Below are 13,922 nucleotides of genomic sequence, written 5' to 3' on the forward strand. Positions count from 1 at the left end.
GGTCGCAATGGAGCGGCCTTTCATCTCGTTACGGAGGCCTTTCCCATGTCGTCTGGATCCAGCACAACGGATCAGTCAAGCTCGGACACGTCACGGGAGGAATACGTAGAGCATTACTTCGAACACCTCGCGGCGGAGGACGCCGCCGGATACTCGCCCACCGACCTCCGCCAGCGGGCGTTCGCCCACCGTGATCTCGCCGAATCCCGCGAGCCGGGAACAGCCGCCGTCGGCGTCATGGACCAGGGCACCTCGAGCATCGTCATGATCGTCACCGACGACATGCCGTTCCTCGTCGACTCCGTCACGGCCGAGCTGGTCCGCCAGAACGCGGCGATCCGGCTGGTGGTGCACCCCACCTTCCTCGCAGTACGGGAGGACCAATCCCACGCCCTTACGGCGCTCGAGCGCGTGCCCTCGACCGCCGGGGCATCCAGTGGGGACACCGCGGCCCTGCCCGACATCGGGGACCTCGTCGGCCTGGACGGACGTACCACGCACATCGAGTCATGGATCTCCGTCGAGATCACACGGACGTCCGACGCCGCAGCGAAGGAAAAACTCATCGAAGGCCTGCACCGGGTACTGGGTGATGTCCGCGCCGCGGTCGAGGACTGGCCCGTGATGCGCGACACGGCGCGCTCCATCGAGGCGTCGCTCGGATCGGTCGCCGGTGCCGAGCAGCTTCCCGACCTGCGCCAGGCACAGGAACTCCTCCAATGGCTCGACGACGGCAATTTCACCTTCCTCGGCTACAAGGAGTACGACCTCGTGAAGGACGAGGAGGGGGCCGATGCGCTCCTGGTCCGGGAAGGCAGCGGTCTCGGACTGCTCCGGCACGGCACTTCGCACCTGCAGCAGCTCACTGCGGCCGGACGCGCGAAGGCGCGCGAACGGCGGGTCCTGGTGATCACGAAGGCGAACTCGCGGTCGACCGTGCACCGCGCGGCGTACCTCGACTACATCGGTATCAAGAGCTTCGACGCGCAGGGCAACGTGGACGGTGAGCGCCGCTTCATCGGTCTGTTCGCGACCAGCGCCTACACCGGGTCGGTCCTCAACGTGCCCGTTGTCCGCGACAAGGTCGCCGAGGTGCTGCGCCGCTGCGGATTCCCCTCCGACTCGCACTCGGGCAAGGACCTGCTGTCCATCCTCGAGACCTACCCGCGCGACGAACTGTTCCAGGTCGACGTCGCGGATCTGGTGTCCACGGCGCTCGGGATCCTGGGCCTGCAGGAGCGGCGGCGGACCCGGCTGTTCCTCCGGCCCGACGTGTACGGCCGTTTCATGTCCGCCCTCGTCTATCTTCCCCGGGATCGCTACACCACCAATGTGCGGCAGCGCATCGAAGGCGAGCTGGGCACGGCACTCAGGGCGGAGTCGATCGACTTCGAGGCGCGGATGAGCGAGTCCGCGCTCGCGCGGTTGTTCTTCCGCATCAGGATCCAGCGGGGCGTGGAGATCCCCGACTTCGACGCCGCCGAGCTCGAGGAACGACTCGTCCGCGCCGCCCGCTCCTGGTCCGAGGGCGTGGTCGAGGTAGCGCAGCAGAGGTTCGAGCAGGACAGGGCGGAGCGTCTGGCGACACTGTGGGCGGAGTCCTTCCCTCCCAGCTACCGCGTCGACTACGAGGTCGAGGACGCCCTGGAGGACATCTCACGGTTCGAGCAGCTGGCCGACGCCGGCGACGGAGCCCCGCAGCTCCACGTGTACGTGCCGCAGCGACAGGACGGGGAGGATGCACGTCTCAAGCTCTACCTGACCGAGGCGAAGAGCCTCACCCAGATCCTGCCCTATTTCCACAACCTCGGTCTCGAGGTGCTGGACGAGCGGCCTTTCGAGATCACCCGCTCGGACGACCGGTCGTTCTTCCTGTACGACCTCGGGCTGAAGCTACCGTCCGGCGTCTCCCCGCTCGACACCGCGCCGCTGCTCCGTGACGCGTTCACAGCGGCCGTGATGGGCGACAGCGAGTCCGATCAGTTCGACCGGCTCGTGCTCACCGAGGAACTCGGGTGGCGCCAGGTGGTGATCCTCCGGGCCTACGCGAAGTACATGCGCCAGATGGGCAACGCCAATTCCTACGGTTTCGTGGCAGACACCCTGCTCCGCAACCCGGGCGTCACCCGGGCCCTCGTGGCGCTGTTCACCGCGCGCTTCGATCCCGACCTCCAGGGTGACCGGGACGCGGCGTCGGACGCCGCCCGGGCCACGCTCGAGGAGGGCCTCGAGCAGGTTCCGACCCTCGACGCGGACCGCGTCCTCAGGACCTTCGCCAACCTCATCGAGGCGACGCTGCGGACCAACTACTTCCAGGACAAGCGCCACATCAGCCTGAAGTTCGACACGTCCCGCATCACCGGCGCCCCGTTCCCCCGGCCGAAGTTCGAGATCTGGGTCTACTCCCCGCAGGTCGAGGGAGTGCACCTGCGGTTCGGCAAGGTGGCACGCGGCGGTCTGCGCTGGTCGGACCGGCGCGAGGACTTCCGGACCGAGGTGCTCGGCCTCGTGAAGGCCCAGACCGTGAAGAACGCGGTGATCGTGCCGACCGGGGCCAAGGGTGGCTTCTTCGCCAAGCAGCTGCCCGATCCCTCACTCGATCGTCAGGCCTGGATCAGTGAGGGCCAGGCCAGCTACCGCACCTTCATCCGCGGACTGCTCGACATCACGGACAACATCATCACGAACGGGACCACAGAGACCGTGGCGCCACCGCCCCGGGTGGTCCGGCACGACGACGACGACACCTACCTCGTGGTCGCGGCGGACAAGGGCACGGCGTCGTTCTCGGACATCGCCAACGAGCTGTCCGCCGAGTACGACTTCTGGCTCGGTGACGCCTTCGCCTCCGGTGGATCCGTGGGCTACGACCACAAGGCCATGGGCATCACCGCGCGCGGTGCCTGGGAATCCGTGAAACGGCACTTCAGCGAGTTCGACGTCGACACCCAGACCGACGACTTCACCGTCGTCGGCGTGGGAGACATGAGCGGTGACGTCTTCGGGAACGGGATGCTCCTCTCCGAGCACATCCGCCTCCTGGCGGCCTTCGACCACCGCCACATCTTCCTCGACCCGAATCCGGACGCCGCGGCCTCGTTCGCCGAGCGGCGGCGCCTGTTCGAGCTCCCCCGATCGAGCTGGGAGGACTACGACGCCTCGCTCATCAGCTCCGGCGGCGGCGTGTATCCGCGGCAGGCCAAGTCCGTCCCCATCTCGCCCGAGGTGGCGGAGGCACTGGGCCTCGGGACCGGGGTCACCCGGCTGAGCCCGCCCGAACTCCTGCGCGCCATTCTCCGCGCCCCCGCCGACCTGCTGTACAACGGCGGGATCGGCACCTACGTGAAGGCCTCGGACGAGACGAACGCCGAGGTCGGCGACCGTGCCAACGACGCCATCCGCGTGAACGGCAGCGAACTGCGCGCGCGCGTCGTCGGCGAGGGCGGGAACCTCGGGATGACCCAGCGCGGGCGCATCGAGGCCGCGCTGTCCGGGGTCATCCTCAACACCGACGCCATCGACAACAGCGCCGGCGTGGACTGCTCGGACCACGAGGTCAACATCAAGATCTTCGTCGACCGCATGGTGCGCGCCGGGCGCCTTCAGCCGGAGGAACGCACGGAATTCCTGCAGTCGATGACCGACGAGGTCGGCCGCCTCGTGCTGCAGGACAACATCGACCAGAACGTGCTGCTGCTCAACGACCGCCAGCGGGTCGTCGAATGGGGCCCGAGCTACGAGCGCATGATGGACTGGCTGGAGAAGAAGGCCGATCTCGACCGGGACCTCGAAGCCCTGCCGACCACGGCGGAGCTGCGGAAACGGATCGACGCGGGCCAGGGCCTCACCTCGCCGGAACTCTCCGTCCTCGCGGCCTACGCGAAAATCGAACTCACCCGGGCACTGTCGGCCAGCACCCTCGCCGACGATCCCTACTTCAGCGGTACGCTGCGGCGGTACTTCCCCCGCCGGCTCGTCGAGCAGTTCGACGACCTGCTCGACACGCACCCCCTGCGCCGGGAGATCATCTCCACCGTCGTCGCCAACGACATCATCAACCTGGGCGGGATCACGTTCGCCTTCCGTGTGATGGAGGAGACCTCCGTTCCCGAGACGGTCATCGCCCGCGCCTTCGTCGCCCTGCGCGAGATCTACTCGCTGGACGAGACCGTCGACGCGCTCGCGGCATTGCCGGCAGACTTCCCCACGGAGCACTGGTGCACCGTGCACCTCGACCTGCGCCGGCTCCTGGACCGCGCCGTGCGCTGGTTCGTGAACCACGTCGAGGTGGGCACGTCCGTCGATCAGGACGTCGAGGCGTTCAAGCCTCTGATCGCACCGTTCCGCCTGCACCTCAGCGAGTACCTGCGCGGACGCGACCTGGAACGGGCGCTCCGCTGGAGGGAGCGGGCCGCCGAGTGGCAGCTTCCGGACGAGCTCGGCCGGCGCTGGGCCGAACAGTTCGAATCCTTCGCCCTGCTCGACATCGCGCACTGCACGCGCAGGATCGACGAGCCCGTGGAGAACATCGCCCGCGTCTACTACGCCGTGTACGCCCGCTTCGAGGTCGACGACCTGCTGGAGCGCATCACGAAGCTGCCGCGGAAGGACCGCTGGCAGGCGCTTGCACGTGCGGCGCTGCGTGATGATCTCTACTCCACGGCAGCGGACATCACCGTGGCAGTCATGCGGGCGTCGCAGGACCTGCAGGGTCGCGATGCAGGGGAGCGGCTGCAGGCCTGGCAGGACCAGAACGAGGACCAGCTCCAGCGGGCCAGCGCCATGTTCGCCGAGGTGAACATGCTGGAGCAGGACGACATCTCGTCGCTGTCGGTCGCACTGCGGCTCCTCCGCTCGATCGTCCGCTGATGGTCCTCCCGGTGGGCGCTCCCCACCGGGAGTGACAGACTGGACACCGGCATCCCCGCGCAGCTCCTGCAGCCGACGGTGGTCGGCCCTGCGCTTGGTTCGCCGCGCGGGACGCCCCGGGGCGATGCCGTGCCTGCCCGAGCTACAGAGGAACTTCATGGCCATCTTCACTGATCCGATCCGAGAGTTCGCCGGGTTCGAGCCCGGCGACGCCGAGTGGCTGCATCTGCTGGTGGGGGACTGGCAGATGGTCGCCGACCTCGCATTCGCCGACCTCGCGCTGTGGTTCCCGCTCGACGGCGGCGGGTACGTCGCGCTGGCGCATGCCCGACCGTCGACGTCGCACACCGTCTTCCACAGCGACTTCGTGGGCGAGCGGATCCGCGCCGACCTCCAGCCGCTCGTCGACGTCGCCTGGTCGTCGCAGAAGATCGAGCGCTCGGGCGAGACCAACTGGACCACGGAGATGGCCATGCGGGTCGAGGCCGTCCCCATGGTGCGGAACGGCCGCACCCTCGCCGTCGTGACCACCCACATGGACCTGTCCAGCTCGAGGATGCCGTCACGGCTCGAACTGACCTACCGCCAGTGCGCCTACGACCTCCTGCGCATGGGCACGCTGGGTCTGTGGCCCGACTTCGCCACGCCGACCGGGTCCCGCCGTGGCGCCCCCCGCGTGGGTGACGGGTTGATCCGGCTCGACGTCGACGGGATCGTCCAGTACGCGAGCCCCAACGGGGTGTCGGCCTTCCGTCGCCTCGGGGATGTGGAGACGCTCGAGGGGAGGCCCCTCGCCGAGATCACCACGGGCCTCCTGAAGGACCGGCGCATGGTCGACGAGACGCTGCCCCTGGTGGTGACCGGCAGGATGCCGTGGCGCACGGAGATCGAGTCCCGGGGCGTGAGCCTGTCCCTGCGGGCCATCCCGTTGCGGGACGAGAAGGAGCGCTTCGGGGCCCTGGTCCTATGCCGGGACGTATCGGAGCTCCGGCGCCGCGAGATGGAACTCGTGTCGAAGGACGCCACCATCCGTGAAATCCACCACCGCGTGAAGAACAACCTGCAGACCGTGGCCGCGCTGTTGCGGATGCAGTCGCGCAGGATGGTCAGCGATGAGGGGAAGCTCGGCCTCGAGCAGGCCATGCGGCGCGTGTCCACGATCGCCCTGGTGCACGAGACGCTGTCGCAGGGCCTCGCGCAGAGCGTCGACTTCGACGAGCTCATCTCCCGCCAGTTCCGTCTGTCCGCCGAGGTCGCATCACCGTCCCAGGCGGTGCGGACCGAACGGAGCGGCGACTTCGGGGAGCTTCCGAGCGACCTCGCGACGCCGCTCGCGCTGGTGATCAATGAACTCGTGACCAACGCCGTCGAGCACGGTCTGTCCGGCCGGGCCGGGACCGTGTGGCTACGGGCAAACCGTCGGACGGAGGAGGACGGCCAGGAGATCCTCCGCGTCACCATCGAGGACGACGGCGTCGGCCTGCCTATCGGCGGACACGCAGAAGGACTGGGCCTGCAGATCGTCAGGACGCTGGTCACGAGCGAGCTCGACGGGACGATCACCTGGAGCACGCGTCCCGGCGGCGGGACGTCGGTCGCGCTCGAACTGGGACTGCGCCTCAACCAGGGATCATAGGTCTGCCGGCCGGCCGTCGTGCCCCGACGACGGCCCCGACGACGAAGGGCCGCCCCGGGGCGGCCCTTCATCGATCAACCGGAGCCTGCACGGTCCAGGCCTCGGTCGGCGCCGGACCGACGCATCGGCCCGGGCTCCTTATGAGGCGCGGCGGGCCCTCGCGGCCCGGCGCTTCAGCGCCCGACGCTCGTCCTCACTCAGTCCGCCCCATACCCCCGCGTCCTGGCCGGATTCGATGGCCCACTGCAGGCAGGTATCCTGCACCGGGCAGCGGCGGCAAACACTTTTCGCTTCCTCGATCTGAAGAAGGGCCGGTCCGGTATTGCCGACCGGGAAGAACAATTCCGGGTCCTTGTCCAGACAGGCCGCGCGACTACGCCAATCCATGTGATCACATTCTCCTTCAGCCTCGCTCATCGTGTGCTTGTGAAAACATTCACGAGGGGACTCATAGTAAAGGGGCCGATTTCGGCCCCCCGGGTTTCAACTGGCTTTAAGGCTGACACGTAAACATTCGGTAAACAAGGGCCTGACCGGTCTGATTGGCATGAGGAGTGAGTGGTTTGTCACAACGATGCCTGCTATGGGCGGCCGGAGGCCCCCCGGTCGCGTAGCAGCGGGTCGGGTAGGGTTCGAGGGTGGCCACCGATCCAGCTCCGCAGCGGGCAACCCGCCCTCCCGGGGTCCTTCTGATCGCCGCGGTCCTGGTGCTCGAGGCGCTCGCCCTCCTCGCCCTGGCGGTCGGCTTCCTGCGGTCGATCGTCGGAGGGGATCCGGTGTCCCTCGGGGGATCGGTCTTCATGACCGTCCTGCTCCTGCTGGTCGCCGCGGGACTGGTGGCCATGGCGAGGAAACTCGCGGCGGGCTTCCGCTGGCCGCGATCGCCGTCGCTCGTGGTCCAGCTGTTCCTGGTGATCCTGGCCTTCCCCTTCTTCACGGAGGGGAATCCCCTCATCGGTTTCCTGCTCCTCATACCGGCCGCGGCCGTGATCGTCACCCTCTTCTCGAAGCCCGTCGTCGATTTCACGACCCGTGTGACGGGGCCCGAAAGAACGCTGTAGGAGTCGCCGCGGGAGGGCCCGTTCCCGCCCCAGGGAGATCCTTCCCGTCGTGATGGACCGGTCGCTGCGCCACCTGGACCTCCAGGACCCCCGACGTGTCGCAGGCATACCCGCGGCCAGGAATCGCGGATCCTTCCGGTTCGAGGCGCACCCCGAGGAAGTCGCCGTCGCCCGGTGCCCTCGGGGACAGCACGAGACCGCGGCCTAATCCTCGCGCCTGGCCGGCCAGGGGGACCCGCATCGCGAGGGCCGGCCCCGGTGCGGCGGTGAGCACCGCTGCGGCGCCCTGCGCGACCAGGCCGGCGAGCAGCTGATGGACGTCGGCGGGAAGGTGGTCCGCGTCGTCGACGAGCAGGAGGCAGTCCCTTGCCGGAGGGCGGGCAGCGTGCGCGGCGAGATCCCTCCAGAAGCCCATCGACGCCGAGGTCGAGGCGCCGTCCGGCGGCGCAACCACGGCAGGAGGCGGCCGGAGCCTGGCTGCCGAATCCCTGAGCACGCGGATCGTCGTGGCGCGACCCGCCCCCGGGTGGCCCAGCACGAGGAAGACCTCACCGGGCCGGAGACTGATCGCATACGCATCGAGATCGTCCCCGCACAGACCCACGGGGAGGTCGACCGACCCCTGGCGTGGCGTCGCCAGGGATCGACGATGCAGGCAGGCCACATCAACGGTGCGTGGCAGAGGATGGACCGGGAACGGCGCCCGCGCAGGGGATGGAAGGGGGTGGCCGGGGCGCGCGCCGTCCTGGACGAGCTGGCAGGTGCCGTCACCCCAGGCGCCGGTAATCCGGCCCTGGGCGAAGCCACGGCCTGCAACAGCATCCAGGGGCGGCAGCTTCGGCCAGGTCAGTGTCGTCTCCTGCTGGGCTCCCAGCGGGAGGTAGACGCGGTTCGGGAGGAGGGCGAAGAACCGTGCCGCGGTCAGTTCCCGATCCCCGCCGATGCAGACCGTGACACCGCGGAAGGCCCCATCGCGCACGAGCGTGTGCAGATCATCCTCCGCGCGGGAGACGCGGCCCTGCCGGAACTGGCTGCTCCACCGCCCCCACCCCGTGATGACGAGGACGATCCCCGGACCGCCGGGCGGACCGCCCGACCGACCCACGAGTCTCTCCAGGACGCGCCCGGCGCGTTTCGTCTCGTCCGGGCGGACGTAGGCACCCGTCTGCGGGTACGTCGAGCAGCCGGCCAGGCTGCCGTCGCCGTCGAGGCTGCCGTCGCCGTCGAGGAGGTACAGGTGCAGATCGGGGTCCGCGCCGGGCACGGCGGTGGCGACCGCCGCGAGGGCCTGCGTCGCCCCGCTGCCCGGGAGCCCGATGAACGCGAGATGGGAGTGTTCCTGCGGCCGCCAGAGCAGGAGCCGCTGGTCCTGGCGGTCGGGGAAGTCCGCGACGCCGAGGGCGATGCCGCGGCCGGGACCGGTGGACGGGGTGTCGTGCCCGCGTGTGGCGGGAGGAAAGGCCGTGCACGCCGTCGGGGTGAGCGCGGCGGGCAGGGGCGGCAGGACCGGGGGGCGCGGGGCGGACTCGCCGCCGGCGGCGGACCGCAGCGCACCGACCGCCTGGTCGAGCACGGTGTCGGAGGGCTGCTGGCGGGCATCGTCCCCGTCGTCGGGCGCCGGGGCAGGGCCTGCGGAGGGGCCGCCGATGTGGGTGGCGACGTCCTGCCAGCCCGCCCCGGGGTCCACGGCGAATACTGCCGAGGACGATGCGGACTGGAAGGCGACGGGAGCCTCGGACCCGCGGCGCAGGAAGGCGCGGCCCGGGATGTCGATGGGCAGGTCGGCGGCCGCCGACGTCCCGAGGAGGTCCTGCGACTCCATCGGGGTCTGGACCCTGAGGAGCACCGACGCGGTGATGTTCGCTCTCATGTCCGGCGTCACGGAGCCCTGGGGCCGCTGGGTGGCCAGGACCAGGTGCACGCCGAGTGACCGGCCGAGCGCGGCGATCCTCATGAGGTCGGGGACCGCGGACGGTACGTCGTCGCTCAGCATCCTGAACTCGTCGACCACGATCACCAGTCGTGGCGGGCAGGCCGCCGGTGCGGTGCCGCGCAGTTCGTCCAGGTCGCGGACGCGGTACTCGGAGCACAGCCGTTCCCGCCGGCGAAGCTCCGCCCGGAGCGACGTCAGGGCCCGCCCGGTCGATTCGGACGAGAGGTCGGTCAGGCTGCCGACGCAGTGCGGGAGGGAGGCCAGCGGACCGAGGCCGGATCCGCCCTTGTAGTCGATCAGGAGCAGGGTGAGGTGCTCGGGTGGCTGATGCAGGGCGAGGCCCAGGACCAGGGTCCTCAGGAACTCCGATTTTCCGGACCCGGTGGTGCCGGCGACCAGCAGATGCGGACCGTCCGTCACCAGGTCGATCGACAGCGGGCCGGCGACGGACCGGCCCACGCGGGCGGTGGCGTGCCTGCCGTCGGATGCCGACCACAGGCCGGTGACCGTCGGGACGAGCGTGTCGGGCATCAGCTCCTCCGACCAGAGGGAGACCGACTCCGGCAGGGCCGACGACGGCGTGAGCAGGGTCCGCGGACCGTCGGTCGGGGATGCCGGAGCCCGTGCCGCCGCCCGGGCGATCGCCCGGGCGGTCCACTCGAAGGTCCGCGCCGAGACCCCGTCCGGGAGCACCTCGACGTCGCGGCCCCCCAGGCGGGCCCGGGCCCTTCCGGCCGTGAGCACCATCCCCGGGTCGTCGGACCGCGCAGCACCTTCGGAGCCGGACGGGCCGGGTCGTGAACCGGCGGCGAAGCGGAGGACGACGACATTCGCCGCACCGGCGAGTCCGGGCAGGTCCTCGGAGAGCTGGAAGACCAGCAGGAGAGGAGCCTGTGCTGCGAGCGAGGCAAGGACGTGCGGGTCGTGAGTCAGGTGCACGTTCGGCAGGAAGCGGGCGTGGAGCGGGAGATCCCGCGCCGGACCCCAGCACACGAGGTGGGGGGCTGCGGACCGCGGATGGGCCGCCTGGAGCAGCAGTGCCCTCAGGACGCCGTGCACGGCCCCGCTGTCACCGCTGATCGTGAAGGGTCCGGTGCAGGAGGCCGCGCCGGGGTGCGGGGCTCCCGGACAGGGGAGCAGGAGCGGGACACCGTCCAGCATCGGTGGCTCGAACGGGGACGCAGCCCCGGGTGCCGAGAGGTGCGCCGGCTGGTCGGCCCTGCCGAGGCGTAGCAGGACGAGATCCCGGTCCTGTTTCCCGGCACGGGCCGCCCCCGACGACTGGTGGAGGGGCGCGCGGAGGGCATCGAGTCCCGTCTGGCCCGGATCGGGCGTCGCGCTCGAGCGCCTGGCGCCGTCGCGACGGGCGGCGTCCCGCACCTCGCCGGCGAAGACGGCCGCCTTCTGGCGGTACGTCATCAACGGCACGAGTCCGGTCACGGCGGAGAGGGCACTGAACGCGAGGAAGAACCACATGCCGGTGGTCAGCGCGAGGACGACCCCGAGGACGAGCGGCAGGAGCGCTGTCAGGACGAGGAGGCGCGACGGTGCGCCCGGTAGCACCGCATCGACGGGCAACGGCTCGAGGACGTCCCGCGGGTCCCCGGGGGTCCAGCCCGGATCGTCGATCAGCTCGATACCGCACCTGCTCGCTCCGACCCGCAGCTCCGCCACGCCGGTGATGTCCGCCCTCGTGATCCGGGCGTCGTCGACGAAGGTCCCGTTCGCGGACCCGAGGTCCTCGAGGAGGATGGAGTCCTCCGTCACCGTGAGCAGCGCATGCCGTCGGGAGAGGGCGGGATCCGCGATGGTGATGTCGGCCGCCGCGCGTCCGACGACGTAGCTGCCGCGCGTGAGCGGGATGACCTGGCCGGCGTCGGGGCCCGTGTGGACGACGAACGCGAGGTGGGGGAGCGCTACCGGGGCGGCGTGACCCGACGCCGCGCCGCACACGATGACGGCGCCCTGCACGAAGCTGCCGGAGTGGGGACGCAGGTCAGCGAGTGGGTGCCCGTCCACGGTGAACGGCCCCCGGTAGCCGTCCGCTGCGAGCCGGTCCGCCAGCGCTGCGCCGGTGCGGAGGGTGCCGGTGTCGACGACGATCTCCCGGGGTGGAAAGGCGCTCGGGGGAGCACCCGCGAGGGTGACGTGCAGATCCATCCGGGGCCTCCTGGTGTAGTGGCAGAGCCCAGACTAGGAGTGTCATCAGTCGGCAGCGCCGGCGTGGCGTCCGTTGTGGACAACGGGTCTGCCATCAGTGGGCGGTGCAGTACCGCGCCCGGCGCGCCGGACGGATTATGGCTGGGGAGGGCCGAATGACCCCGTAAGCTAGCGGATCGTGTCTAACGTGAGAATTGTTCATGGCGGTCGTTGAGGCGAGTCGTTCTGTTGCCCCGCGGGGTCGGGGTGGCGGCTCTGATCGGGGTTTCCGTCCTGAGGTGCAGGGGCTTCGTGCGCTTGCGGTGTTGATGGTGGTGTCGTATCACATCTGGTTCGGTCGGGTCTCCGGTGGTGTGGACATCTTCCTGCTGATCTCCGCTTTCCTTCTGTCCCTGTCCTTCCTGCGGAGGATCGAGGGGGGGAAGCCCCTGGATCTCGTGCGGCACTGGCTGCATCAGTTCAAGCGGTTGCTGCCGGCCGTCGTCGTGGTGATCGTCGGTGTCCTCGGCGCGAGTTACGTCCTGGTGCCGCAGTCGCGGTGGCCGGACATCATCGAGCAGTCCTGGGCGTCCCTGTTCTACGTGCAGAACTGGGTGCTGGCCTCGAACGCCGTCGACTACTACGCTGACGATCACAGCCTCGCGAGTCCTCTTCAGCATTTCTGGTCCCTCTCGGTCCAGGGTCAGGTGTTCATCCTGTGGCCTCTGCTGTTCCTCGCCAGCGCGCTGCTGGCCCGCAGGTTCCGGCTGAAGGTGCGCGGGGCCGTCCTGCTCGTGTTCGGGGTCGTGTTCATCGCCTCGCTGGCGTTCTCGGTGTGGGAGACGTACACGAACCAGGCGTACGCCTACTTCGACACCCGTGCCCGCCTCTGGGAGTTCGCCCTCGGTACCCTGCTGGCCCTGGCCCTGCCGTTTCTCCGACTGCCCCGAGCGGTTCGCATCCTCGCCGGTTGGGTGGGTGTCGTCGCGATGCTCAGCGGCGGTTTCATCCTCGATGTCCAGGGCCAGTTCCCGGGGTATGTCGCGCTATGGCCGTTACTGGCGGCGGCGTTGGTGATCGTCGCGGGCCAGACCGGCAGCGCGGTCGGCGCCGACCGCTTTCTGTCGGCCAAGCCCCTGGTCCGGGTCGGGGATCTGTCCTACGCCCTGTACCTGTGGCACTGGCCGGTCCTGGTGCTGGCCCTGATCTGGCGTGACAGGCCCTCCCCGGGGGTCCTGGGCGGGTTCATCATCATCGCGGTGTCGCTCGTGCTGGCGTATCTGACGATGCGCTTTGTTGAGCGCCCGATGCGGGCCCTGGCCTGGGCGGACAAGCGTCGTCGTCGCGCCGTGATCGTCCTGGCCGTATGTGTCGGCCTGGTCGCGGCGCCACTGGCTCTGTGGCAGGACAACCTCCGCCAAAAGAGCCTCCAACTTATGGCACAGACCGACGTGAACAATCCCGGTGCAACCGTGATGTTGCCGGGATGGACCGGGTCCATTCCTGCCGGCAGTCGCCCCATTCCCGATCCGACGGCGCTCAATCGAGAGTGGACCAACTTCGAGGAACGATGCAGCGGAACGGCGCCCGCCGCCAACTACCCAGAGCTGAGGGACCGCTGCAGTACCACTGCCTCGAACGCTCCAGGAGCCAAGCACGTGATGGTCGTCGGCGACTCGCACGCGGAGCAATGGATCAGCGCGCTCGGTCCCATGCTCGTCGAGAGGGACTACAAGGGCACATCACTCCTGCTCGGCGAATGCACCTTCGGGACGGAGGATGCTTCCCGTGCGGACGTCTGCAACAGATTCAATGACCAGGCCCTCGACTTGATTCAGCAGGTGAAGCCCGACGTCGTGTTCACCATCGGCACGAAAGCCAAATCCGGATCTGCGCAGGATGAAGTCGTTCCAGGACTGGCCGAGGCCGCAAACATCCTCGCGCATGACGGAGTCTCGGTGGTCGCCATCCGCGACACGCCGAGGATGGGTTTTGCGGTCACTGAGTGCCTGGAAACCCATGGTGATACGGCGGAAGAATGCATCGCCGCGCGCGCTGATGTACTGCAGGTGGAGTCGCCACTGCCGTTGCTTCGACAGGAGGCTCCGAGCGTCGGACTCATGGACCTCACGGATCTGTTCTGCACGATAGATCAGTGCAAGGGGATCATAGGCAACATCTATGTCTACATTGATGACAACCACATGACACGCAGCTACGGTTCTTCTACGCTTCCCGAGTTCTCGCGACAGTTCGAGGCAGCCGCGGGGTGGTAGAGGTCTCC

At 69.1% G+C, this 13,922-nt stretch carries 6 protein-coding genes; 4 read left to right on the forward strand and 2 right to left on the reverse strand.

Going from position 1 to position 13,922, the window contains the following annotated elements:
• Positions 1-45: 45 nt before the first annotated feature.
• Entirely contained in the window at positions 46-4,869 is a 4,824-nt protein-coding gene (locus ACX80F_RS01750; RefSeq protein WP_459334658.1) for an NAD-glutamate dehydrogenase, read from the forward strand.
• Positions 4,870-5,026: 157 nt separating this feature from the next.
• Entirely contained in the window at positions 5,027-6,505 is a 1,479-nt protein-coding gene (locus ACX80F_RS01755) for a sensor histidine kinase (protein WP_459334659.1), read from the forward strand.
• Positions 6,506-6,643: 138 nt separating this feature from the next.
• On the opposite strand, the gene ACX80F_RS01760 is transcribed toward ACX80F_RS01755, so the two are convergent.
• A complete protein-coding gene (locus ACX80F_RS01760; protein ID WP_043441485.1) occupies positions 6,644-6,892 on the reverse strand; it encodes a WhiB family transcriptional regulator in 249 nt (82 codons plus the stop codon).
• A 251-nt stretch (positions 6,893-7,143) separates the two neighbouring features.
• Between ACX80F_RS01760 and ACX80F_RS01765 the strand changes: the two genes are divergently transcribed.
• The gene (locus ACX80F_RS01765; protein ID WP_459334660.1) at positions 7,144-7,566 is read left to right on the forward strand and encodes a hypothetical protein; all 423 of its coding nucleotides are present in this window, start codon (positions 7,144-7,146) and stop codon (positions 7,564-7,566) included.
• Here ACX80F_RS01765 and ACX80F_RS01770 read toward each other — a convergent pair.
• Positions 7,529-11,659 (reverse strand): FtsK/SpoIIIE domain-containing protein, encoded by a 4,131-nt coding sequence (locus ACX80F_RS01770; RefSeq protein ID WP_459334661.1) that lies wholly within the window; start codon positions 11,657-11,659, stop codon positions 7,529-7,531. The two genes, ACX80F_RS01765 and ACX80F_RS01770, sit on opposite strands and share 38 nt — an antisense overlap.
• A 200-nt stretch (positions 11,660-11,859) precedes the next feature.
• Between ACX80F_RS01770 and ACX80F_RS01775 the strand changes: the two genes are divergently transcribed.
• Entirely contained in the window at positions 11,860-13,914 is a 2,055-nt protein-coding gene (locus ACX80F_RS01775) for an acyltransferase family protein (RefSeq protein ID WP_459334662.1), read from the forward strand.
• Positions 13,915-13,922: the final 8 nt, after the last annotated feature.

The organism is Arthrobacter sp. TMS2-4, assembly GCF_054511075.1.

Bases quoted from the DNA above. Each gene is read 5' to 3' on its own strand.
- ACX80F_RS01750 (WP_459334658.1), top strand. From the start codon at position 46: ATGTCGTCTGGATCCAGCACAACGGATCAGTCAAGCTCGGACACGTCA.
- ACX80F_RS01755 (WP_459334659.1), top strand. From the start codon at position 5,027: ATGGCCATCTTCACTGATCCGATCCGAGAGTTCGCCGGGTTCGAGCCC.
- ACX80F_RS01760 (WP_043441485.1), bottom strand. From the start codon at position 6,892: ATGGATTGGCGTAGTCGCGCGGCCTGTCTGGACAAGGACCCGGAATTG.
- ACX80F_RS01770 (WP_459334661.1), bottom strand. From the start codon at position 11,659: ATGGATCTGCACGTCACCCTCGCGGGTGCTCCCCCGAGCGCCTTTCCA.
- ACX80F_RS01775 (WP_459334662.1), top strand. From the start codon at position 11,860: ATGGCGGTCGTTGAGGCGAGTCGTTCTGTTGCCCCGCGGGGTCGGGGT.